Annotated in this window: 21 protein-coding genes; 7 read left to right on the forward strand and 14 right to left on the reverse strand. The window is 59.3% G+C overall.

Annotation, left to right across the window (positions count from 1 at the left end):
* The first annotated feature begins 56 nt into the window (after positions 1 to 56).
* Together LIX91_RS09440 and rlmF are read left to right on the forward strand one after the other, a co-directional pair.
* Entirely contained in the window at positions 57 to 2,903 is a 2,847-nt protein-coding gene (locus tag LIX91_RS09440; protein ID WP_226488397.1) for a valine--tRNA ligase, read from the forward strand.
* A 157-nt stretch (positions 2,904 to 3,060) separates the two neighbouring features.
* Positions 3,061 to 4,050 carry a 23S rRNA (adenine(1618)-N(6))-methyltransferase RlmF gene (gene rlmF, locus LIX91_RS09445; protein ID WP_003415228.1) on the forward strand — a complete coding sequence of 330 codons (990 nt, stop codon included), beginning with the start codon at positions 3,061 to 3,063 and terminating at the stop codon, positions 4,048 to 4,050.
* Between the two features lie 384 nt (positions 4,051 to 4,434).
* Here rlmF and LIX91_RS09450 read toward each other — a convergent pair whose 3' ends face one another.
* A complete protein-coding gene (locus tag LIX91_RS09450) occupies positions 4,435 to 4,716 on the reverse strand; it encodes an HU family DNA-binding protein (RefSeq protein WP_002552279.1) in 282 nt (93 codons plus the stop codon).
* Positions 4,717 to 5,109: 393 nt separating this feature from the next.
* On the opposite strand from LIX91_RS09450, the gene yejK reads away from it, so the two are divergent.
* Together yejK and LIX91_RS09460 are read left to right on the forward strand one after the other, a co-directional pair.
* Entirely contained in the window at positions 5,110 to 6,111 is a 1,002-nt protein-coding gene (yejK, locus tag LIX91_RS09455) for a nucleoid-associated protein YejK (protein WP_003408920.1), read from the forward strand.
* Between the two features lie 5 nt (positions 6,112 to 6,116).
* Positions 6,117 to 6,467 carry a glutaredoxin family protein gene (locus LIX91_RS09460; protein ID WP_003408919.1) on the forward strand — a complete coding sequence of 117 codons (351 nt, stop codon included), beginning with the start codon at positions 6,117 to 6,119 and terminating at the stop codon, positions 6,465 to 6,467.
* Between the two features lie 61 nt (positions 6,468 to 6,528).
* Here the strand turns inward: LIX91_RS09460 and LIX91_RS09465 are convergent, their stop codons facing one another.
* From LIX91_RS09465 to LIX91_RS09500, 8 genes are all read right to left on the reverse strand, one after another.
* Positions 6,529 to 7,461: a glutathione S-transferase family protein gene (locus LIX91_RS09465; protein WP_003415226.1), complete on the reverse strand. Its 933-nt coding sequence runs from the start codon at positions 7,459 to 7,461 to the stop codon at positions 6,529 to 6,531.
* Between the two features lie 64 nt (positions 7,462 to 7,525).
* On the reverse strand, positions 7,526 to 7,867 hold the full coding sequence (locus tag LIX91_RS09470) for a GIY-YIG nuclease family protein (protein ID WP_226488398.1): 342 nt from the start codon (positions 7,865 to 7,867) through the stop codon (positions 7,526 to 7,528).
* Positions 7,860 to 8,351 carry a nuclear transport factor 2 family protein gene (locus LIX91_RS09475; protein ID WP_226488399.1) on the reverse strand — a complete coding sequence of 164 codons (492 nt, stop codon included), beginning with the start codon at positions 8,349 to 8,351 and terminating at the stop codon, positions 7,860 to 7,862. The genes LIX91_RS09470 and LIX91_RS09475 overlap by 8 nt, the downstream gene beginning before the upstream one ends.
* 73 nt (positions 8,352 to 8,424) lie before the next feature.
* Positions 8,425 to 9,654: a CynX/NimT family MFS transporter gene (locus LIX91_RS09480; protein ID WP_180301232.1), complete on the reverse strand. Its 1,230-nt coding sequence runs from the start codon at positions 9,652 to 9,654 to the stop codon at positions 8,425 to 8,427.
* Between the two features lie 166 nt (positions 9,655 to 9,820).
* Entirely contained in the window at positions 9,821 to 10,585 is a 765-nt protein-coding gene (locus LIX91_RS09485; protein WP_003408905.1) for an amino acid ABC transporter ATP-binding protein, read from the reverse strand.
* Between the two features lie 10 nt (positions 10,586 to 10,595).
* Complete coding sequence (locus LIX91_RS09490; RefSeq protein ID WP_003408903.1) at positions 10,596 to 11,693, reverse strand: amino acid ABC transporter permease; 1,098 nt, start codon at positions 11,691 to 11,693, stop codon at positions 10,596 to 10,598.
* A gap of 10 nt (positions 11,694 to 11,703) precedes the next feature.
* Positions 11,704 to 12,885 (reverse strand): amino acid ABC transporter permease, encoded by a 1,182-nt coding sequence (locus LIX91_RS09495; protein WP_003415219.1) that lies wholly within the window; start codon positions 12,883 to 12,885, stop codon positions 11,704 to 11,706.
* Positions 12,886 to 12,955: 70 nt separating this feature from the next.
* Positions 12,956 to 13,984: an amino acid ABC transporter substrate-binding protein gene (locus LIX91_RS09500; RefSeq protein WP_003415218.1), complete on the reverse strand. Its 1,029-nt coding sequence runs from the start codon at positions 13,982 to 13,984 to the stop codon at positions 12,956 to 12,958.
* Positions 13,985 to 14,469: 485 nt separating this feature from the next.
* On the opposite strand from LIX91_RS09500, the gene LIX91_RS09505 reads away from it, so the two are divergent.
* Positions 14,470 to 15,129 carry an alpha/beta hydrolase gene (locus tag LIX91_RS09505; RefSeq protein ID WP_003415217.1) on the forward strand — a complete coding sequence of 220 codons (660 nt, stop codon included), beginning with the start codon at positions 14,470 to 14,472 and terminating at the stop codon, positions 15,127 to 15,129.
* 115 nt (positions 15,130 to 15,244) lie between these two features.
* Complete coding sequence (gene rhlB, locus LIX91_RS09510; RefSeq protein WP_162492623.1) at positions 15,245 to 16,702, forward strand: ATP-dependent RNA helicase RhlB; 1,458 nt, start codon at positions 15,245 to 15,247, stop codon at positions 16,700 to 16,702.
* Between the two features lie 3 nt (positions 16,703 to 16,705).
* Here rhlB and moaE read toward each other — a convergent pair whose 3' ends face one another.
* The 5 genes from moaE to LIX91_RS09535 all read right to left on the reverse strand — a co-directional run bounded on the left by moaE (position 16,706) and on the right by LIX91_RS09535 (position 21,094).
* The gene (moaE, locus tag LIX91_RS09515) at positions 16,706 to 17,155 is read right to left on the reverse strand and encodes a molybdopterin synthase catalytic subunit MoaE (protein WP_100072265.1); all 450 of its coding nucleotides are present in this window, start codon (positions 17,153 to 17,155) and stop codon (positions 16,706 to 16,708) included.
* 2 nt (positions 17,156 to 17,157) lie between these two features.
* Positions 17,158 to 17,403: a molybdopterin converting factor subunit 1 gene (moaD, locus tag LIX91_RS09520; protein ID WP_100072266.1), complete on the reverse strand. Its 246-nt coding sequence runs from the start codon at positions 17,401 to 17,403 to the stop codon at positions 17,158 to 17,160.
* Entirely contained in the window at positions 17,400 to 17,885 is a 486-nt protein-coding gene (moaC, locus tag LIX91_RS09525; protein WP_003341741.1) for a cyclic pyranopterin monophosphate synthase MoaC, read from the reverse strand. Before moaC ends, moaD begins: the two co-directional genes overlap by 4 nt.
* Positions 17,886 to 18,226: 341 nt before the next feature.
* Entirely contained in the window at positions 18,227 to 19,621 is a 1,395-nt protein-coding gene (locus LIX91_RS09530; RefSeq protein WP_003341739.1) for a PhoH family protein, read from the reverse strand.
* A 294-nt stretch (positions 19,622 to 19,915) separates the two neighbouring features.
* On the reverse strand, positions 19,916 to 21,094 hold the full coding sequence (locus LIX91_RS09535) for a polysaccharide deacetylase family protein (protein WP_032702651.1): 1,179 nt from the start codon (positions 21,092 to 21,094) through the stop codon (positions 19,916 to 19,918).
* 202 nt (positions 21,095 to 21,296) lie between these two features.
* Between LIX91_RS09535 and yaaA the strand changes: the two genes are divergently transcribed.
* Positions 21,297 to 22,076, forward strand: coding sequence for a peroxide stress protein YaaA (gene yaaA / locus LIX91_RS09540; protein ID WP_003408886.1), 780 nt, complete (start codon positions 21,297 to 21,299; stop codon positions 22,074 to 22,076).
* Positions 22,077 to 22,236 lie beyond the last annotated feature (160 nt).

Here is a 22,236-nt window from a genome sequence, read left to right on the forward strand (position 1 = left end):
GCCGTCAGGTCTATACTTACCGGTTTCCGAATCAATGCCACAGGTTCCCGCCGCGCATGGACAAGACTTACCAGCCGCACGCCATCGAAACTTCCTGGTACCAGACCTGGGAGTCCGAGAACTACTTCGCTCCGCAAGGCGTGGGTGACTCGTACACCATCATGATCCCGCCGCCGAACGTCACCGGCAGCCTGCACATGGGCCACGGTTTCAATAACGCGATCATGGATGCACTGATCCGTTTCCGTCGCATGCAGGGCCGCAATACGCTGTGGCAACCGGGCACCGACCACGCCGGCATCGCCACGCAGATGCTGGTTGAGCGTCGTCTTGAAGCACAAGGCGTAAGCCGTCATGAACTGGGCCGCGAGAAGTTTCTGGACAAGATCTGGGAATGGAAAGCCGAGTCCGGCGGCAACATCAGCCGTCAGATCCGCCGCCTGGGCTCGTCCGTCGACTGGAGCCGCGAGCGCTTCACCATGGACGACGGCCTGTCCGAAGCGGTCAAGGAAGCCTTCGTGCGTCTGCATGAAGACGGCCTGATCTATCGTGGCAAGCGCCTGGTCAACTGGGACACCAAGCTGCATACCGCCATTTCCGACCTCGAAGTGGAGAACCATGACGAGAAAGGTCATCTGTGGAACCTGCGTTATCCACTGGCTGACGGCGCAAAGACCGCTGAAGGTCTGGATTACCTGATCGTAGCCACCACCCGCCCGGAAACCATGCTCGGTGATGCCGCCGTTGCGGTGAACCCGCAGGACGAGCGCTACAAGGCGCTGATCGGCAAGTTCGTCGAATTGCCTCTGGTAGGCCGTCGCATCCCGATCATCGCGGATGATTACTGCGATCCCGAGTTCGGCACCGGCTGCGTGAAAATCACCCCGGCCCACGATTTCAACGACTATGAAGTCGGCAAACGCCACAACCTGCCGCTGCTGAACATTTTCGACAAGAATGCCAACGTATTGCCCGCCGCTCAGGTGTTCAACCTCGACGGCACGCTGAACGAAAGCGTCGACGGCAGCCTGCCCGCCGCCTACGCCGGGCTGGACCGCTTCGAAGCGCGCAAGCAGATCGTTGCCGCGTTCGACGCCGCCGGGTTGCTGGTCAGCGTTGATGATCACGCCCTGAAGGTGCCGAAAGGCGACCGTTCCGGCACCATCATCGAACCGTGGCTGACCGATCAGTGGTACGTCTCCACCAAGCCGCTGGCCGAGCCTGCGATTGCCGCTGTCGAAGACGGCCGCATCGCGTTCGTGCCCAAGCAATACGAAAACATGTACTTCTCGTGGATGCGCGACATCCAGGACTGGTGCATCAGCCGTCAGCTCTGGTGGGGCCACCGCATTCCGGCGTGGTACGACGAGTCCGGCAAGGTTTACGTCGGCCGCGACGAAGCCGAAGTCCGTGCCAAGAACAACCTGGGGCCGGAAGTCGCGCTGCAGCAGGACAACGACGTGCTGGACACCTGGTTCAGCTCGGGCCTGTGGACCTTCTCCACGCTCGGCTGGCCGGAAAAGACCAAGGCACTGGAAACCTTCCACTCCACCGACGTGCTGGTCACCGGCTTCGACATCATTTTCTTCTGGGTCGCGCGGATGATCATGCTCACCATGCACCTGGTGAAGAACGAGGACGGCACGCCGCAAGTCCCGTTCAAGACTGTCTATGTGCATGGTCTGGTGCGCGATGGCCAGGGCCAGAAGATGTCCAAGTCCAAGGGCAACGTGCTTGACCCGCTGGACATCGTCGACGGTATCGACCTCGAAACGCTGGTAGAGAAACGCACCAGTGGCCTGATGCAGCCGCAACTGGCGAAAAAGATCGAGAAGCAGACCCGCCAGGAATTCGCCGACGGCATCGCCAGCTACGGCACCGATGCCCTGCGCTTTACCTTCTGCTCGCTGGCGTCCACCGGTCGCGACATCAAGTTCGACATGGGCCGCGTCGAAGGCTACCGCAACTTCTGCAACAAGATCTGGAACGCAGCGCGCTACGTGCTGGACAAGGGCGAAGACTGCGGTCAGAACGGCGAAGCGGTCGAACTGTCGCTGGCTGATCGCTGGATCATCTCGCAGTTGCAGCGCACCGAAGCCGAAGTGACCCGCCAGCTGGAGCAGTTCCGCTTCGACCTCGCCGCCCAGGCGTTGTACGAGTTCATCTGGAACCAGTATTGCGACTGGTATCTGGAGCTGTCCAAACCCGTACTCTGGGACGAGACAGCGCCGGTCGAGCGTCAGCGCGGCACACGCCGCACGCTGGTTCGCGTTCTGGAAGTCGCGTTGCGTCTTGCGCACCCGTTCATGCCGTTCATCACCGAAGAAATCTGGCAGCGCCTCGCGCCGCTGGCCGGTGCGCAAGGCAAGACCATCATGCTGCAACCCTGGCCGGTGGCCAATGAAGCACGCATCGATCAGGCGGCCGAAGACGATATCGAATGGCTCAAGGGCCTGATGCTCGCCGTGCGTAATATCCGTGGCGAGATGAACATCGGTCCGGGCAAGCCGCTGCAACTGTTCCTCAAGAACGTCAGCGCCGAAGATCAGCGTCGTTTGAGCGAAAACGATTACCTGCTCAAGAAGCTCGCCAAGCTCGAATCCATGACCGTACTGACCGATGGCGCAGAAGCACCGCTGTCCGCCACCGCGCTGGTCGGTGACATGGAAGTGCTGGTGCCGATGGCCGGGTTGATCGACAAAGGGGCCGAGCTGGCGCGCCTGGACAAGGAAATCCAGCGCCTGCAAGGCGAAGTGCAACGCGTCGGCGGCAAGCTGTCCAACGCCGCCTTCGTCGACAAGGCACCGCCTGAAGTCATCGCCAAGGAACGCGCCAAGCTGAGCGAAGCCGAACAGGCGCTGGGCAAGCTGGCCGAGCAACACGCACGCATCGCCAGCCTGTAAGGTGGCCAGAAAAGCCAGCCCGATCATGGGCTGGCTTTTTGTTATCTGAACTCCTGTACTGACTTATTCGCGAGCAACGCGTACTACGCCAGAGGCGACGCTGCGCTTGCTCGCGAATAAGCCAGGCAACTCAACCTCACGGCTGACAATCGAATCCATGACCGATACCCGCAAACCACCGCGCAAGAAGCCTCAGCGGCCAGCCAAACCTGCTGCACCGCGTGAAAAGGCCACCTTGCACCCGCGCAATCGGCATCAGGGCCAGTACGACTTTGCGAAGCTGATCAAATCCAGCCCCGAGCTGGCAGCGTTCGTGATCCTCAATCCTTACGGCAAGGAAAGCATCGACTTCGCCAATCCGCAGGCGGTACGGGTGTTCAACCGCGCGCTGCTCAAAGCGTTCTATGGCATCGCCCATTGGGACATTCCGGCCGATTACCTGTGCCCGCCGATTCCGGGGCGTGCGGACTACCTGCACTTCCTTGCCGACCTGCTGGCCGAAGATAACGAAGGCGTGATACCCCGCGGCGCATCCATCAAGGCGCTGGACATCGGCACCGGCGCCAATTGCATCTACCCATTGCTGGGGCATAGCGACTATGGCTGGCAGTTCGTGGGTTCGGACATCGACAGCACCGCCATCGCTGCAGCCACCACCATTGTGAAGGCCAACGGCCTCAGCAAGGCCATCAGCGTGCGCCAGCAGGGCAATCGCAAGCAGATCCTGCTCGGGCTGCTCGACAGCAGCGAACGCTTCCACGTCAGCCTCTGCAATCCGCCCTTCCATGCCTCGCTGGAGGAAGCGCAGCGTGGCAGCCAGCGCAAGTGGCGCGCGCTGGGCAAGGCTGATCCCAAGCGCAAGCTGCCGGTGCTCAATTTCGGCGGCCAGTCACAAGAGTTGTGGTGCGACGGCGGCGAGATCGGCTTCGTGACCCAACTGATCCAGGAAAGCGCCTTGCTGCCCAGCCAGGTGGCTTGGTTCAGCACACTGGTGTCCAAGGCCTCCAACCTGCCGCCGATCCAGAGCGCCCTGAAAAAAGCCGGCGCGCTTGAAGTGAAGGTAGTCGAGATGGGCCAGGGCCAGAAACAAAGCCGCTTTGTGGCCTGGACCTTCCTTGACAAGGCACAACGCACACCCCACGGATAGGGCTATCGTGCCGCATCGACTATCGTGCGACGCCACGTCGGCAGGCCTTAATCTCGATTATCGTGCGACGCTCCGCGTCGCATGCCGTTCTGGACGCTCTGCGTCCTCTCTTGAGTATGCCGTGCGGCACAGATCTGTGACGCGGAGCGTCACGCAAGGCATTCCCACGCTGGAGCGTGAGGAACGATAATCTCAACTACCGTACGACGCTCCGCCGACATGCCTTAACCTCGACTATCGTGCGACGCTCTGCGTCGGCACGCCGTTCTGGACGCTCTGCGTCCTCTCATGAGTGTGCCGTGCGGCACAGATCTGTGATCAGACGCCCACAAAAAAGCCGTGCCCGGTTAACCGGTGCACGGCTTTTTCACAGCAAGCGGTTGCTTACTTGTTGATCGAGTCGGTCAGCACTTTGGCTGGAACGAACTTGATAACTTTCTTGGCAGCGATTTCGATGGCAGCGCCAGTCGAAGGGTTGCGGCCAGTGCGAGCTGGACGCTCTGCAACTTTCAGTTTGCCGATACCTGGCAAAGTGATTTCCACGCCGTTTTCCAATTGGTCGGCAACAATTTGGCCCAATTGCTCAAGAGCATTACGCGCGGTGGTTTTTGGCGCGTCGATAGCTTCAGCGATATCGGCGATCAATTGGTCTTTAGTAAGAGCCATGGTGGTGTTCCTTCCCTATCAAATTCATTTGGATTGCAGAGCGCAACGTCGGCCCGTGGCCAGGCAACGAACCTGGCCACCCGCTAGCAGCCACGATTAATCGCGAAAGTGTAGATACTGAAACCGGGTAATGGTTCGACCTACGTGTGCGCTAACTGCATGCTTGACGCGCTAAGTGCGCAAGACCGGGCAAAACTAGCACAGAGCCGGGCAAATATCCGCCTCTACCTATCCTTTTGGTCAGGTTTTAATGTTAATTGCACAAAAAACACCCAGCAAACACTCGCTGCTGGCGAAAACCAGCCTGTCCGGGGCCATCGGGCGCATGCGTGCGTTACACTGGACGTCTTGCAACGAGCTGCACGCTCTTCACCTTTTTCAGCCGAGAAGCCCATGCCGATCCGTCACTGCATCGTCCACCTGATCGAGAAGAAACCCGACGGTACGCCCGCTGTTCTCCATGCACGCGACTCCGAACTCGCTGAGTCCCAGGCCATCGAGAACATGCTGGCCGACCTCAACGAAAGCTACAACGCCAAACAGGGCAAGGCATGGGGCCTGTTCCATCCCGAGTCCGGTGCGCACCCTTTCAGCGGCTGGCTGAAAGAATATATCGACGGTGGCAGCGACTTCACGGCGTTCTCGAGGGTGGCAGTCGAGCACCTGCAAAAGCTCATGGAAGAATCCAATCTGTCAGTGGGCGGCCACGTGCTGTTCGCCCATTATCAGCAAGGCATGACCGACTACCTGGCCATCGCCCTGCTGCACCACAGCGAAGGCGTGGCAGTGAATGCCGAGCTGGACGTGACCCCGTCCCGACACCTGGACCTTGGCCAGTTGCACCTCGCCGCCCGGATCAATATTTCCGAGTGGCAGAACAACAAGCAGTCCAAGCAATACATCTCGTTCATCAAGGGCAAGAACGGCAAGAAGGTTTCCGAGTACTTCCGCGACTTCATCGGTTGCCAGGAAGGCGTGGATGGCCCCGGCGAAACCCGTACCCTGCTCAAGGCGTTCAGTGATTTCGTGGAAAGCGAAGACCTGCCGGAAGAATCGGCCCGCGAGAAGACCAAGACTCTGGTCGACTACGCCAGCAGTCAGAGCAAGATGGGCGAACCGATGGGCCTGGAGGAGCTGTCCGAGCTGATCGACGAAGAGCGTCCGCGCGCCTTCTACGATCACATTCGCAACAAGGATTACGGCCTGTCCCCGGAAATACCGGCGGATAAGCGCACCCTCAACCAGTTCCGCCGCTTCACCGGCCGCGCCGAAGGCCTGTCGATCAGTTTTGAAGCGCACCTGCTGGGCGACAAGATCGAATACGACGAAACCGCCGGCACCCTGATCATCAAAGGGCTGCCGACGCAACTGACCGACCAGTTGAAGCGACGGTAACCGACATGCTGCTGCGCACCCTGAAGAAGTTTGCCCTGATCATGCTGGTGGTGGTGATTTACCAGAACTGGGGCAGGATCGAAAACTTCGTCAACCCGCCCCCGGCAGACGTCGCGCAGAGCTACAGCCAGGCAAAAGTGGTGATGTACGCGACTGACTGGTGCGGCTACTGCAAGCAGACCCGGCGTTTTCTGGACAGCAAGGGGATTGCGTATCAGGAGTTCGACATCGAGAAGTCGGAAGAAGGCCGCAAGGCCTATGAAGCGCTGGGCGGCAGAGGCATCCCGCTGATCGACGTCAACGGCACGCTGATCCGGGGGTTTGACCCGGATCAGATACTGGCGGCATTGAAGTAGCCCACCAGGCTATTGTGCCAATGCTCCGCGTCCTCCTTGCGACGCAGAGCATCGTTGCACCTCAGCGCTTCTCGATTCGATAGCCCATTCTCGGGAAATGTACGTGCACGACGCCTGCACGCTCGTCCTCGCGGCGCAGGATCAGCTCTTCGCGGCCGGTAAATACCAACTCGCCCTCAACCGCTTCGACGCCGTAGTCGACCGCAGAAACCGCAACCTTGTCACCTGCCTTGAAGCCATTTGGATCGACGAAATTTTCCTCAGGTAACGGCGCAGGCGTGGCGTTTCTGGCGATTTCGATGGCATCTGCCGAGCTCAGGTCGCTGAACGTGCCATGACCGAAACCCAGAACGCGATCGAGCCAGGCCCTGACACTCGGATAATCATCGACAAAGGGTGCGGTGACCGGCGTCTGCTTGAGAAACCACAACGTATGGGCGACCGAGAAATCGGCAATCGACGCTACACCGAACAGAAAGTCACCGCCGTGCGAGAGTTGCAGTTCCAGACGCGACATCAGCGTAGGCCATTGGTGTTTGACCTGCTCTACAGGTGGGCGCGACGCCGTGCCGCCGTTGAACAGCGTCGAACGGTCAGCCACGAACGCCTTGGCGGCGTCTGGCGGCACCTTGGCAAAGCGCACTGCCATTGATTCTGGCTGAAACACCAGACTCACAGCATGCATGAACAACACCGAATCGGCCCAGGCGGCCAGGCCGGCAACCGTAAATTCCTGCCCCTTCGGGTAAAACGCTGGCGAAGCTTTTTCCTGCTCCAGACGCCGAGCCATCAGCGCCGTGTCACAGTAAATGTCCGCACCGGCCTGCAATACCGGAGTCCTGCGGTAGCCGCCCGTCAATGCAGTCAGGTCAGGCTTGGGCATGATCGAAGGGATAGTCACCGAACGCCATGCAAGGCCTTTGAAACCCAACATCAGACGGGCTTTTTCGGCGAACAGCGACGTGGGGTAGTGGTGAAGGATCAACTCGGACATGTTCAGCCTCTGTGCGCGTGGGAAAAACACAGCTTAACCCGCAGCACCCTGCCCGCACACAGCCTCAAACTGATGGGACGGCATCACGCGCATGGATCGATGACGTTACGTAGCTGGCAGCCAACGCCTCTTTGGCGCTTTTTTTGAGCTTCTTGATCAGCCGCTCGTGGCGCAACGCCTCGCCCTTGCTGGGCAATTGTTCAACGTAGACCAGTGCCATCGCCGGACTCGAAGAGAAAAAGCGCGCGCCCTTGCCACTCTGGTGCGCAGCGAACCGCCGCTGCGGATCATCACTGATGCCACAGTACAGCGCGCCGTTGGCAGCGCGCACCAGATAGACAAACCAGGGTTTGCCGACCACCTGTTCGGCAGTCGACGCACTCGAAGTGCTGGCTACCTCAGGCACGGCGGCTCTCTGAAAAGGTCTTCAGGCCCTTGAGCGCCTGAGCCCTGACGGCGTTGCGCACCAAAGGCGTCCAGCCAAGCAGCAGGCCCTTCAAACCCAGGGCCTGACGCGACCAGCGCCACATATCGAAATGATCACGATGCTCGCAGATCTTGCCATCACGGAACACGAAGCGCGCCTGAATATCGTTCACCACCGTGCGCCCGGTCTGACTGAACAGATACGTCGCCACCCAATGCGCACTGCCAGTCTGGTCATCGGCTCGCACCTGATCGAAGACCACCGAGAAATCCTTTGCCCGGGAAGTCAGCATGCGCCACATGTCGCCGACCTGAGCGCCGCGCAATTCACCAAAGGCAGGGTCGCTGAACAGCACGTCATCGGTGTAGCAGGCACTCATCGCCTCGGCATCCAGCTGCGCGAATGCCTCATAAAAGCGGGTGATCAGTGCGCTGTTGGCCTGACTTTGTTCTTCATAGTTCATGCGTGCACATTCCTTGGCGAATTATCCGTGCACGATAAGCGGCGCTGCGGAAAATGGCGAGGGGTTGATGGCCTCAAACCTTCTCGCTACTGACCTGCACCTGCAGCGCCCGACCGGCGCCCATGCCCGCGATGATGGCGCCCAGCCCGAGAACCGCGAAGATCCAGCCAATCGCGCTCCAGCTGCCGGTCATGTCATGCACCACACCCACGGCAAACGGGCCGGTCGAGGCGATGGTGTAGCCGACGCCCTGCGCCATGCTCGACAGGTTGGCGGCGACATGTGAGTCACGCGAGCGCAGGACGATCAAGGCCAGCGCCAGACTGAACGTGCCACCCTGCCCGATCCCCAGCAGGATCGCCCAGCCCCACAGCCCGCCAAGCGGCGCATACAGGCAGCCGAACAGACCGATCAGGGTCAGCGACATGACCAGCATGATCGCCAGACGCTGATCCTTGCCGCGTGTGGCCAGATAAGGCACCGCCAGCGCGCTGATGACCTGCGCAATGATCGAGCCGGACAACAACAGGCCGGCCTGGGTCGGCGTCAGGCCGCGACCGATGAGGATCGACGGCAACCAGCCGAAGACGATGTACGACAGCGACGATTGCAGGCCCATGTACAGCGTGACCTGCCAGGCCAGCGGGTCACGCAACAGACCGCGCACCCGGTAGACATCGCGATGCGTGCCATGCACTTCACGCGCCTGCGGAAACCATAACGCGGCGGCAATCAGTGCCGGAACCAGCCAGAAACCCAGGCCAATCTGCCAACTGCCACCGACGTACTGACTCAGCGGCACCGTCGAACCGGCTGCAATGGCCGCGCCCAGGCACAAGGCCATGGTGTAGACACCGGTCATGGCTCCGGCCTTGTGCGGGAAATCACGTTTGACGATACCCGGCAGCAACACGCCGATGATTCCGATGCTGGCACCCGCCAGCAGGCTGCCGGCAAACAGCCCGGCCTGACCAAACAGGCTGCGCACTGCCAGGCCTGCGGCCAGTGTCAGAAGCACCACCATAACCACCCGCTCACTGCCAAACCGGCGGGCGAGCATTGGTGCCAAGGGCGCGAACAGGCCCAGACACAAAACCGGCAAGGTGGTCAGCAGTCCGGCTTCGGCAGCGGACATGCCCAGGCTGTCGGACACCGTGTCAAGCAGCGGCGCAATGCTGGACAACGCCGGGCGCAGGTTGAGGGCGACCAGCACCAGACCCAGCAGCAACAGCCAGGGGCGCTTCAAAGCAGAATGGGGTTGATCGGTAGTCGGTTGGGGGCTGGGTTGAGCCTTGGCAGTCATCAGTTTCTCGGTCATCAGGTATGTCGACCCTTTTCAGGGGGCGGTATCCTGTTGGAGAATCATCGCGAATACAAGGTTCAGCGCAATTGCATACACCCCACACAGCGACGACTGGCATAAAAAAACCGGGCACATGGCCCGGTTTCCTTGCTCAGCAGATATCCACTCAGTGGATGATCTGGCTGAGGAACAGCTTGGTACGGTCGCTCTGCGGGTTATCGAAGAAGTCGTTCGGCGCAGCCTGTTCGACGATTTCGCCCTTGTCCATGAAGATCACCCGGTTTGCCACGGTACGGGCAAAGCCCATTTCGTGGGTCACGCACAGCATGGTCATGCCTTCTTCAGCCAGACCCACCATGGTGTCGAGCACTTCCTTGACCATTTCCGGGTCAAGGGCCGACGTCGGTTCATCGAACAGCATGATTTTCGGCTTCATGCACAAGGCACGGGCAATTGCCACACGCTGCTGCTGACCGCCGGAAAGCTGACCCGGAAACTTGTGGGCCTGCTCCGGAATCCGCACACGCTCCAGATAGTGCATGGCGATTTCTTCGGCTTTCTTCTTCGGCATCTTGCGCACCCACATCGGTGCCAGCGTGCAGTTCTGCAGGATGGTCAGGTGCGGGAACAGGTTGAAGTGCTGAAACACCATGCCCACTTCGCGGCGGATGGTCTCGATCTGCTTGAGGTCCGAGGTCAGTTCGGTGCCATCGACAATGATGCGACCCTGCTGGTGCTCTTCCAGACGGTTGAGACAGCGAATGGTGGTCGACTTGCCCGAGCCCGACGGGCCGCACAGCACGATACGTTCACCCTGGCGCACATTCAGGTTGATGTCCTTGAGTACATGGAACTGGCCGTACCACTTGTGTACGCCCTCCATGCGGATCATGCCTTCAGCGCCCAGAGGCTTATTGATAACTTCACTCATCACAAAACTCCTAACGCTTGTGGCCTGTGTCCAGCTTACGTTCCAAATGCATGGAATAGCGGGACATACCGAAACAGAAGATCCAGAACACCAGGGCCGCGAAGACGTAGCCTTCAGTGGCCATACCCAGCCATGCCGGGTCGGCGGTAGCCTGCTTGACGCTGTTGAGCAGGTCGAACAGGCCGATAATGATCACCAGACTGGTGTCCTTGAACAAGGCAATGAAGGTGTTGACGATGCCGGGAATGACCATCTTCAACGCCTGCGGCAGGATCACCAGACCCATGCTGCGCCAGTAACCCAGGCCCATCGCCGAGGCTGCTTCGTACTGGCCCTTGGGAATGGCCTGCATGCCGCCACGCACCACTTCAGCAATGTAAGCGGACTGGAACAGGATGACGCCGATCAGCGCGCGCAGCAGCTTGTCGAAGTTCATGCCCTCTGGCATGAACAGCGGCAGCATCACCGACGACATGAACAGCACGGTGATCAGCGGCACGCCGCGCCAGAACTCGATGAAGGTCACGCACACCACACGCACGGCCGGCATGTTGGAACGACGACCGAGCGCCAGCAGGATACCCAGCGGCAAGGCACCGACGATACCCACGGTGGCGATCACCAGAGTCAGCATCAGACCGCCCCACTGGCTGGTCGGTACGTTGGTCAGACCGAACGCACCGCCATGCAGCAGGTAGAACGCGACAACCGGGTAGATCACCAGGAAGGCAATACCGTAGACAGCCTTGCGCGGAAACTTCGAAATGAACAGCGGCGCAGCACCGACGATTGCCAGGATGGCGGTCAGGTCGACCCTCCAGCGCAGTTCATTGGGGAAGTAGCCGTACATGAACTGACCGAAACGCTGCTCGATGAACACCCAGCAGGCGCCCGCCTTGGTGCAGTCTGCCTTGGTCGTGCCGATCCAGTTGGCGTCCAGCAGGGACCAACTGATGATCGGCGGCACGACCAGATAGATCAGATACAGCGAGAACAGGGTCAGCAGGGTGTTGATCCAGCTGGAGAACAGGTTCTGCCGCATCCACGCCATCGGACCGAACACTTTGCCCGGTGGTGGCATATCAGGTTTGAAAGTATGAGTTGTCATGCGCTTTTCCTCACCGCTCGATCAGCGCAATGCGCTTGTTGTACCAGTTCATCAGCAGGGAAATGCTGATACTGATCGCCAGGTACACGCTCATGGTGATGGCAATGACTTCAATCGCCTGCCCGGTCTGGTTGAGCACCGTACCGGCAAACAGGGAAACCATTTCCGGGTAGCCGATGGCGGCTGCCAGCGAAGAGTTCTTCGCCAGGTTCAGGAACTGACTGGTCAGCGGCGGAATGATCACGCGCAGCGCCTGCGGGATGATCACCTTGCGCAGCGTCGGCCCGGGGCGCAGGCCCAGCGAGCGGGCAGCTTCGGTCTGGCCGTGGCTGACCGACTTGATGCCGGAGCGCACGATTTCGGCGATGAACGCCGCCGTGTAGATAGTCAGTGCCAGGGTCAGGGAGATCAGTTCAGGGATCAGCACCCAGCCGCCCGTGAAGTTGAAACCCTTCAGTTGTGGCAGTTCCCAATGCACCGGGCTGCCGAAGATCAGCACGCTCAGGCCAGGGATGACCAGCAGCAACGCCAGGCCGACCCAGAACTTGTGAAACGGCTGGCCGGTGGCTTCGAAGCGCTTGTTGGCCCAGCGCACCATCATGACGATGGCGATCACGGCGACAACCAGACTGGCCAGGAATGCCCAGGCGCCTTCGGCAGGCAATGCTCTGGGCATGTTGAGCCCGCGGCTGCTGACGAAGAACATGTCCAGATAGCCATGCGCCTGACGCGGACCAGGCAGCGTGAGGAATACGGCGGTATACCAGAAAAGGATCTGCAGCAATGGTGGAATGTTGCGGAAGACTTCGACATACACGGTGGCCAGCTTGCTGATCATCCAGTTCGGAGACAGGCGAGCGACACCAATGACAAAGCCCAGCAAGGTCGCCAGGACAATACCGATAACCGACACCAGCAAGGTATTCAGCAGACCGATGACGAACACACGGGCATAGCTGTCCGCTTCGCTGTAGTCGATCAGGTGCTGAGCGATACCGAAACCGGCACTGTTCTCAAGAAAACCGAAACCCGAGGTGATACCACGGTGTTGCAGGTTGGTCTGGGTGTTATCGAAGATAAACCAGCCCAACGCGATCACCGCCACGACAGTGATGATCTGAAATAACCACGCGCGCACTTTCGGATCGCTCAGAGAGAGCTTTTGCTTGGGTGCGACGATTTGCTTTTCCATGAAATGCCCCAGGAAAAATCCAACAGAACAACGCCCGACAGGCTGGGAAGCCTGTCGGGCGCCGGGTCAATCAACGAATAGGTGGAGCGTATTGAATGCCGCCGGCATTCCACAGAGCGTTCTGGCCACGCTTGATTTTCAGCGGGGTGCCTTCGCCCAGGTTGCGCTCGAACACTTCGCCGTAGTTGCCGACCTGCTTGACGATCTGCACGACCCAGTCTTTCGGCAGCTTGAGGTCCGTGCCGTAAGTACCGTCAGCACCCAGCATACGGGCTACGTCAGGGTTCTTGGTCGACTTGGCTTCAGCTTCAACGTTCTTGGAAGTGATTTTGGCTTCTTCGGCGTTGAGCATGGCGAACAGGGTCCAGCGAACGATCGAGAACCACTCTTCGTCGCCTTTACGCACGACAGGGCCCAGAGGCTCCTTGGAGATCACTTCAGGCAGAACGATGTAATCGTCCGGCTTGGCCAGCTTGCTGCGCTGTGCGTAGAGTTGCGACTGGTCGGAAGTCAGTACGTCGCAACGGCCGCCTTCCAGCGACTTGGCGCTTTCGTCGGAGGTGTCGAAGGTGATCGGTGTGTATTTCAGGCCGTTCGAGCGGAAGTAGTCGGAGACGTTCAGCTCGGTAGTGGTACCGGCCTGGATGCAGATGGTTGCACCGTCCAGTTCCTTGGCGCTGTTGACGCCGAGTTTGTTGTTTACCAGGAAGCCGATACCGTCGTAGTAAGTCACGCCGGTGAACACCAGGCCCATGCCCGCATCACGGGAGCTGGTCCAGGTGGTGTTACGCGAAAGGATGTCGATCTCGCCCGATTGCAGTGCAGTGAAGCGCTCCTTGGCGTTCAACTGGCTGAACTTGACCTTGGTAGCGTCGCCGAATACTGCGGCGGCTACTGCGCGGCAGACGTCAGCATCGATACCGGTGATCTTGCCGGTGGAGTCTGGAACGGAAAACCCTGGCAGGCCATCGCTGACGCCGCACTGGATAAAACCTTTCTTCTTGATAGCGTCAAGGGTGGTACCGGCATTTGCAGCCCCGATCACACCAAATGCGGCCAAGGCAGTGACGACAGCCAGGGTGGATTTCAACATCTTCATTCAAAAACCTCCAGTTTGCTCTTTGTTGTGTAGGTGTCTCAGTCGCATCGCACCTTTGTGAGGCGCTAATGACCCGTGCTGGCTTATTTTTGGGTCATGCGACGCTGGGCCTGAATAACGAATTGCCTGCAGGATCATCCCGTCATGCGTCTTCATCATTCAGAATCGGCCCCGTGGACTGAAACTCCATGATTTTCCCGGACCTGAGCGGTACAGGTTGAATCGTGCCGCGAATCCTGACGCATGGACTCCCGAGCTGCTTTTCGATCGCTATAAGTAATAGCCTTATAGTGTTACCGAACGATGTGAGCGACTCGACTCCAGTCCTGCTGTAGCAAAGCCCGTACCAGCATGCTGGCTAAGTCGAATTAGCGACAGGTCAAGACAAAAACTTGTAACCTTGCGACATCTTCTTTCATTTTTAATCTAACCGCGCACTTTATTAATGCGCTCAAAAAGAGCCAGCGCACACAAATGGAGCAGACATGAGCGATTCTCTGATCATCGAACCTTCCAGTCCCGCCGACGCCTGCGTTATCTGGCTGCATGGATTGGGCGCCGACCGCTATGATTTTCTGCCGGTCGCCGAAGCACTGCAGGAGTCGTTGCGCACCACCCGCTTCGTACTGCCTCAGGCACCGACACGCGCTGTGACCGTCAATGGCGGTTATGCAATGCCCAGCTGGTATGACATCAAGTCCATGAGTTCAGAGGCCCGGGCCATTGACCATGATCAGATGGAGGCCTCGGCGCAGAAGGTGCTGGACCTGATCGAGCAGCAGCGCGACAGCGGCATCGACCCGGCGCGAATCTTCCTGGCCGGCTTCTCCCAGGGTGGCGCGGTGGTCTTGCACGCCGGCTACCGACGCTGGCAAGGCCCGTTGGGCGGCGTACTCGCGCTGTCCACTTATGCCCCCACATTCAGCAACGAGATGACCCTGTCGGCGAGTCAGCAACGCATCCCTGCCTACTGCCTGCATGGCAAGCATGACGCGGTCGTGCCTTATCCGATGGGCCGCGCCGTCTACGACCATCTCACCGCCCAGGGTGTAACCGTTGAATGGCAGGAATACCCAATGGAGCATCAAGTGTTACCGGAGGAAATTCGCGACATCGGCGTCTGGCTGGCTGAAAGGCTTCGCTGAAGCGCTCTGAACCCCTTGCGACGGACCGCTTTTGTAGCTCGCCATGGATGGCACTACGCCGAGCACGGTTCTTGCTTTACACTGCTCGGCGTACATTCCTTAACCAATTGATGAGATGACCGTGCTCAAAGCACTTAAAAAGATGTTCGGTAAGAGCGAGGCTGAGCAGCCTGCGCCTACTCCGATAACCTCTATTCCCGCCTCTCCCGCTGCCACAGGCGATACACCGGATCATGCTGTCCAGACTCAGGCTCTGGACACGACCAGCGAGCCCTCCAAAGCCAGAGCGCCGCGCACCGACAAGCCGAGGGCCGAGCGCCCGCGTCGCGAGCGCGTGACAAAACCGCCCGCGCCGGCCTGGAAACTCGAAGATTTCGTCGTCGAACCCCAGGAAGGCAAGACCCGCTTCCATGACTTCAACCTGGCGCCTGAACTGATGCACGCAATTCAGGACCTTGGTTTCCCGTACTGCACACCGATCCAGGCGGGCGTACTGGGCTTCACCCTCAAGGGCAAGGATGCGATCGGACGCGCCCAGACCGGCACCGGCAAGACCGCTGCGTTTCTGATCTCGATCATCGAGCAGTTGACCCAGACGCCGCCGCCTGCAGAACGCTACATGGGTGAGCCGCGCGCGCTGATCATTGCTCCGACCCGCGAGCTGGTGGTGCAGATCGCCAAGGACGCCGCCGACCTGACCAAGTACACCAACCTGAACGTCATGACGTTCGTCGGTGGCATGGACTTCGACAAGCAGCTCAAACAACTCGAAGCACGCCACTGCGACATCCTGGTCGCCACGCCAGGCCGCCTGCTGGACTTCAACCAGCGCGGCGAAGTGCATCTGGACATGGTCGAAGTGATGGTCCTCGACGAAGCCGACCGCATGCTGGACATGGGCTTCATCCCGCAGGTACGTCAGATCATCCGTCAGACGCCGCACAAGGGTGAGCGCCAGACCCTGCTGTTCTCTGCGACCTTCACCGAAGACGTGATGAACCTCGCCAAGCAGTGGACGACAGACCCTTCGATCGTCGAGATCGAATCGTTGAACGTTGCCAGCGACAACGTCGAACAGCATATCTATGCCGTCGCCGGTGCCGACAAGTACAAGCTGCTCTACAACTTGGTGACCGACAACGGTTGGGAACGGGTCATGGTCTTCGCCAACCGCAAAGACGAAGTCCGACGCATCGAAGAGCGTCTGGTGCGCGATGGCGTGAACGCGGCGCAGCTGTCAGGCGATGTACCTCAGCACAAGCGCATCAAGACCCTTGAAGGCTTCCGCGAAGGCAAGATCCGCGTGCTGGTCGCCACCGATGTGGCCGGTCGCGGCATTCACATCGACGGCATCAGCCACGTGATCAACTTCACCCTGCCCGAAGTGCCGGACGATTACGTACACCGCATCGGCCGTACCGGTCGCGCTGGCGCCGATGGCGTCTCTATCAGTTTTGCCGGTGAGGATGACTCTTACCAGTTGCCCGCCATCGAGGAAAAACTGGGCCGCAAGATCAGCTGCGAGACACCCCCGACTCATCTGCTCAGGGCCGTGGTGCGCAGCAACGCCTGATGCTTACTTCCAGCGATCAGCCGCTTGGTGATCGCTGTGACGACCTTCAACCCAGTGCGTGCCTTCTGAGGTGTTTTCACGCTTCCAGAACGGCGCGCGGGTCTTGAGGTAATCCATGACGAAGTCACAGGCTTCGAACGCCGCCTGACGGTGCGCGCTGGCAACGCCGACGAACACGATCGGCTCGCCAGGCTCCAGCGCCCCTACCCGATGCAACACATCGACGCGCAGCAACGGCCAGCGCTCTTCGGCCTCGGCAATGATTTTTGCCAGTGCCTTCTCGGTCATTCCCGGATAGTGCTCGAGAAACATGCCGGACACTTCACGCCCCTCGTTGAAATCCCGAACATAGCCGACAAAACTGACCACCGCGCCGATGCCCAGGTTGGCAGCATGCAGCGCGTTGACTTCGGTGCCTGGGTCGAAGGCTGCCGCCTGGACGCGAACGCTCATCATCAACCTCCGGTCACGGGCGGAAAGAACGCGACTTCGTCGCCATCGGCCAACGGCTCGGTCGGCTTGCACAGTTCCTGGTTGCGAGCGCACATCAGGTTCTGCTCGGCAAGCACCTGCCAGGCCTCGCCACGCTGCAGCAGCGTCTGGCGCAACGCGTCCAGCGTGGCGAACTCGCCTTCGACGGACTCGTTGTCCAGGCCCAGGACTTCACGGTAACGAGCGAAATACTGAACCTGAACCTTCATGAGGAAACCTGTGCCTGATCGGCAATGAAGTGGCCGCTCTTGCCGCCCAATTTTTCCAGCAGCCGAACCGACTCGATGACCATGCCGCGATCTACCGCCTTGCACATATCGTAAATGGTCAGCGCAGCAACACTGGCAGCCGTCAGGGCTTCCATTTCCACACCGGTCTGCCCGGCCAGCTTGCAGCTCGCAGTGATGCGCACGGCATCATCACCCTCAGCGGCGAGGTGAACCTTGATGCTGGTGAGCATCAACGGATGGCAAAGCGGGATCAGATCGCTGGTTTTCTTCGCCGCCTGAATGCCGGCGATACGCGCGACGGCAAACACGTCACCCTTGGGATGACCACCGCTGACGATCATTTGCAGCGTCGTCGGCAGCATGCGCACGAAGGCTTCGGCCACCGCCTCACGGGACGTCACGGCTTTATCCGTCACATCAACCATATTGGCGCGACCCTGGGAATCGAGATGAGTGAGCACAACGTTACTCCTTGGCAGAAGCAAGAAGTGTGGCAGCTGCAAGCTGCAAGCTACAAGCTGAAAGTGCCCGGCGTTTTACACAGGTTTTAAAGCGTACGAAAATCCTGGCTTCTGCCCGGAGGGCGTAGGAGCGAACTTGTTCGCGAAGAGGGCTGTACATGCACAAATGATTTATCGCCCACAATATAGCCTTCGCGAACAAGTTCGCTCCTACGCCTTTCGGCCAGAAGCGAACGTGTGTGTGACGATAAGCTTGGCGCATGGGCGCGACAGTCAAAAGCTGCAAGCGAGGGCTCTCGTACACCGAATTCCCCCACTTGAAGCTTAAAGCTGCTTTTCAGCTAAAGATGACTCTCCGCGTATTCGGCCAGTATCGAGCGTGGCACGCCTTGCAGGGTGATGTGCACGCCGTTCGGGAAGTCCTTGAAGCGCTCCGTCAGGTAGGTCAGCCCGGAACTGGTGGCCGACAGGTAAGGGGTATCGATCTGCGCCAGGTTGCCCAGGCAGACCACTTTGGAACCGGCACCGGCACGGGTGATGATGGTTTTCATCTGGTGTGGGGTCAGGTTCTGGCATTCATCGATCAGGATCAGGCTTTGCTGGAAGCTGCGACCTCGAATGTAGTTGAGGGATTTGAACTGCAACGGCACCTTGCTGAGGATGTAATCGACACTGCCATGGGTGTTTTCATCATCCATGTGCAACGCTTCGAGGTTATCGGTGATCGCGCCAAGCCACGGCTCCATCTTCTCCGCCTCGGTGCCGGGCAGGAAGCCGATTTCCTGATCCAGACCCTGAACGCTGCGGGTAGCGATGATGCGCCTATAGCGCTTGGTGACCATGGTTTGCTCGATGGCAGCAGCCAGGGCCAGAATGGTTTTACCCGAGCCTGCGGCACCTGACAGGTTGACCAGATGAATATCCGGGTCGAGCAACGCAAACAGCGCCAGCCCCTGATAGATATCGCGCGGCTTCAGCCCCCAGGCCTCCTGATGCAGCAACGGCTCCTGGTGCATGTCCAGAATCAGCAGTTCGTCGTTCTTGACGCCCTTGATCCAGCCGACGAAACCCTGTTCATCGACAATGAACTCGTTGATATGAACCGCCGGCAGCATTTCAGTGAGCTGCACGCGGTGCCAGGTACGGCCGCGCTCCTGACGGGTGTCGACCTTGCTGACGCGGTCCCAGAACGAACCGGTCATGTCATGGTAGCCACGCGACAACAGTGAAACGTCGTCGACCAGCTGATCGGTGCTGTAATCCTCGGCAGCAATGCCGCAGGCGCGCGCCTTGAGGCGCATGTTGATGTCTTTGGTCACCAGCACGACGCTCAAGTCCTTGTTGCGCGCATGCAGGTCAATCAATTGGTTGATGATGATGTTGTCGTTCAGGTGCTCGGGCAGCAGGCTGTTGGGTTCCTCGCGCTTGCTCATCAAAATCGACAGGTAGCCCTTGAAGACGCCTGTTCCACGGTCGATGGGCACGCCCTTCTCGACTTCCTCCGGCGAAGCTTCGCCCAGGGTCTTGTCGATCAGGCGGATGGCCTGGCGGCATTCGGCAGCAACCGAATGTTTACCGGCCTTGAGTTTGTCCAGTTCCTCCAGAACCGTCATGGGGATGGCGACGTGGTGTTCTTCGAAGTTCAGCAGTGCGTTTGGATCATGAATCAATACGTTGGTATCGAGCACGTAAAGGATTGGCTGGTTGGTGGAAGGGGTGCGTCCGTGGTCATCCATACTCGCTCACCTTTGTAGAAGCCGGGCGACGCAGAACCACGACAGTACTGCGCCACGAAAAGGCCGCCGGATTCTGCCCTTCAGGCAGGGCAGAAATGTCGCTCAAGGTGGGTCTTGGAAGACGCCACCTGTGTTGCAGGTTTCGGCGGTCTGTATTCGTAATACAGCAAAAGGGATGACAGAAAAAAGCTCTTTGACAGTTTTTTGAAGTTTATTTCACAGCCTGACGAATAGGGCTTGGCGGACGTACCCGTCACGTTTAAAGTCGGAAGTCCGCCCACGCCGAATCTGCCTTCATTCCCCTTCCGGCGCAGCCTCTTCACTGCTCTGCAGCCCTTGTTCCTCGGGCGCTTCAGAGATATTTCGGCAATCGTCCCAGATCAACTCGCTTTGCGCGGTATTGGCCAGCAGCAATGGCAGCGCCGACTGCGCCTTGTTGGCCACGTCGTGAAATACCACCGTCCCTTTGCGCCAGAGCAGCATGAGGGTCAGTACACGGTCGCCCACCTGCTCCGCAGAAAGCCGTCCGGTGTCGTCTTCGGCGTCGATATTCCACAATGACACGCGCAAATGCTCGGCGCGGAAGAAGTCACCGCTGTCGGCACGTCGATGGCCATAAGGTGGGCGAAACAGCGGCACGAAGTTGTCCGGCAACACCTGCTGAACCAGTGCCGCGCTGCGTCGCACCGAGTCCTGCCAGTCCAGCCACTGGCTGTGCGAGCGGTACTCCCAGCCCTGAATGCCCACACACTGCTGGCGATACAGCGCCTGCACACTTGCAACCGACGTGCTGTCGAGACGCTCCTGAAGACTCTTGCCCAGCACGAAGAAGGTGGCGGTCATTTTCTGCTGGCGCATGAAGTCAGCCAGCCAGTCGGTACCACCGTCGGCCGGGCTCGGGCCACTTTCGAAGTTGAGCATGAACGTACGATCCGGCATCTCGTCGCCGCTCATCTCATCGGAGTTGTAACGCTCGATCTCGCTGCTGGTCTGCGGAAACAGGGCCGCCATGAACATCAGCTCGTTCAGATAACGCTGGTGGAATGCGGCGCCGGGTCTGGCCCAGTTGGCGTAGAACGAATCGTTGGATACCTGATATTCCTCGGCGCGCTGTCGCAACTGGTCCATGTCCTCGACCAGCACACAGAAATTGGCGTCCTGCTCGCAGCTCTTTTGCGCGTTCTGGTAGTTCTCCAGCAAGCGCAGCCACAGCCGATGACGAACCACATTCAAGGACGGCACGTTGACGAAGCGCAGGCCGAGGCGCTGCTTGAGGCCCTCCTCGTCGAGCTTTTCGCTGAGGTACAGCTCGTGGGCAAAGGCGAGGATCTCCGCACGCGACGCGACATCGAACAACCCCGGCGTCTCCAGCCGCTCAGGCCAGACGCTGCGGTCAATGGTGGCAATGACCGGCGCTGCCGCCTGCGCCTGAAGCCAGAACAGACCTGCACACACTGCTAAAACGATACGCAAACCCGATGCCCTCTCGATCAACCATTAACGTCATGACCAGCGCGCCACTATAGCTGATATGCGCCTGGCTTCTTATGTCGGCGCGCATACAAAGCCACAGGTGCGACTGCCATCACCATCCGAGCGACCTCTATCGCCACCATAGCTGGAGTCGCAGGCTATCAGCCCCTAGAATCCCCGGACGATAAAAGGAGACGACTTCATGCTGATGGTGATTTCCCCGGCAAAAACCCTCGATTTCGAGACACCGCCCACGACCGGCCGCTTCACTCAGCCGCAGTACCTGGAGCATTCCCAGGAGTTGATCGACCAGTTGCGTGAACTGACGCCGGCGCAGATCAGCGAACTGATGCACCTGTCCGACAAGCTGGCCGGATTGAACGCGGCACGCTTTGGCAGCTGGAACCCGGACTTCACCCTCGACAACGCCAAGCAGGCACTGCTGGCCTTCAAGGGTGATGTCTACACGGGTCTGGAGGCGGAAACGCTGAGCGAAGCGCAGCTCGACTACGCGCAGGGCCACTTGCGCATGCTGTCAGGTCTGTACGGCCTGCTGCGCCCACTGGACCTGATGCAACCCTACCGCCTGGAAATGGGCACCCGGCTGGCCAACGCTCGCGGCAAGGACCTTTACGCCTTCTGGGGCACGCGGATCAGCGAATGGCTCAATGAAGCGCTGGCAGACCAGGGCGACGACCTGCTGCTCAACCTTGCCTCGACCGAATACTTCTCTGCCGTCAAACGTTCGTCGCTCAAAGCGCGGATCATCGACACCGAGTTCAAGGACTTCAAGAACGGCCAGTACAAGATCATCAGCTTCTATGCGAAAAAGGCCCGCGGCATGATGAGCCGCTTCGTTATAGAAGAGCGCATCAACGATCCCCAGGCATTACAAGCGTTCGATGTACAGGGCTACCGTTACAACCGCGAACAGTCGACCCCCGACAAGTTGGTGTTTTTGCGTAACGTCGCAGAAGACTAGCTGCTGTAACCGTCGTGTAACGGAGCGCTGTTACACGACCTGTCCTACGATCCAACACCGAATGACAACTTCATGACGCCAACCAAACGTCAAGTTTTCGACTGTTAACTCACGTGCGTTTTTTTCTTAAAAAAAAATCCATTTTTTTAAGTAGTGGCAT

The organism is Pseudomonas sp. B20 (assembly GCF_020515755.1).
In the GTDB taxonomy this organism is placed as follows: domain Bacteria; phylum Pseudomonadota; class Gammaproteobacteria; order Pseudomonadales; family Pseudomonadaceae; genus Aquipseudomonas; species Aquipseudomonas syringae.

What these genes read in the sequence shown, in the direction of transcription:
- yejK (WP_003408920.1), top strand. Translation starts at nt 5,110, where the DNA reads ATGCCGATCCGTCACTGCATCGTCCACCTGATCGAGAAGAAACCCGAC.
- LIX91_RS09500 (WP_003415218.1), bottom strand. Translation starts at nt 13,984, where the DNA reads ATGAAGATGTTGAAATCCACCCTGGCTGTCGTCACTGCCTTGGCCGCA.
- LIX91_RS09465 (WP_003415226.1), bottom strand. Translation starts at nt 7,461, where the DNA reads ATGTCCGAGTTGATCCTTCACCACTACCCCACGTCGCTGTTCGCCGAA.
- LIX91_RS09485 (WP_003408905.1), bottom strand. Translation starts at nt 10,585, where the DNA reads ATGAGTGAAGTTATCAATAAGCCTCTGGGCGCTGAAGGCATGATCCGC.
- LIX91_RS09530 (WP_003341739.1), bottom strand. Translation starts at nt 19,621, where the DNA reads ATGGATGACCACGGACGCACCCCTTCCACCAACCAGCCAATCCTTTAC.
- yaaA (WP_003408886.1), top strand. Translation starts at nt 21,297, where the DNA reads ATGCTGATGGTGATTTCCCCGGCAAAAACCCTCGATTTCGAGACACCG.
- moaE (WP_100072265.1), bottom strand. Translation starts at nt 17,155, where the DNA reads ATGAGCGTTCGCGTCCAGGCGGCAGCCTTCGACCCAGGCACCGAAGTC.
- LIX91_RS09480 (WP_180301232.1), bottom strand. Translation starts at nt 9,654, where the DNA reads ATGACTGCCAAGGCTCAACCCAGCCCCCAACCGACTACCGATCAACCC.
- LIX91_RS09495 (WP_003415219.1), bottom strand. Translation starts at nt 12,885, where the DNA reads ATGGAAAAGCAAATCGTCGCACCCAAGCAAAAGCTCTCTCTGAGCGAT.
- LIX91_RS09505 (WP_003415217.1), top strand. Translation starts at nt 14,470, where the DNA reads ATGAGCGATTCTCTGATCATCGAACCTTCCAGTCCCGCCGACGCCTGC.
- LIX91_RS09450 (WP_002552279.1), bottom strand. Translation starts at nt 4,716, where the DNA reads ATGGCTCTTACTAAAGACCAATTGATCGCCGATATCGCTGAAGCTATC.
- moaD (WP_100072266.1), bottom strand. Translation starts at nt 17,403, where the DNA reads ATGAAGGTTCAGGTTCAGTATTTCGCTCGTTACCGTGAAGTCCTGGGC.
- rhlB (WP_162492623.1), top strand. Translation starts at nt 15,245, where the DNA reads ATGACCGTGCTCAAAGCACTTAAAAAGATGTTCGGTAAGAGCGAGGCT.
- LIX91_RS09440 (WP_226488397.1), top strand. Translation starts at nt 57, where the DNA reads ATGGACAAGACTTACCAGCCGCACGCCATCGAAACTTCCTGGTACCAG.
- LIX91_RS09475 (WP_226488399.1), bottom strand. Translation starts at nt 8,351, where the DNA reads ATGAACTATGAAGAACAAAGTCAGGCCAACAGCGCACTGATCACCCGC.
- rlmF (WP_003415228.1), top strand. Translation starts at nt 3,061, where the DNA reads ATGACCGATACCCGCAAACCACCGCGCAAGAAGCCTCAGCGGCCAGCC.
- LIX91_RS09490 (WP_003408903.1), bottom strand. Translation starts at nt 11,693, where the DNA reads ATGACAACTCATACTTTCAAACCTGATATGCCACCACCGGGCAAAGTG.
- LIX91_RS09460 (WP_003408919.1), top strand. Translation starts at nt 6,117, where the DNA reads ATGCTGCTGCGCACCCTGAAGAAGTTTGCCCTGATCATGCTGGTGGTG.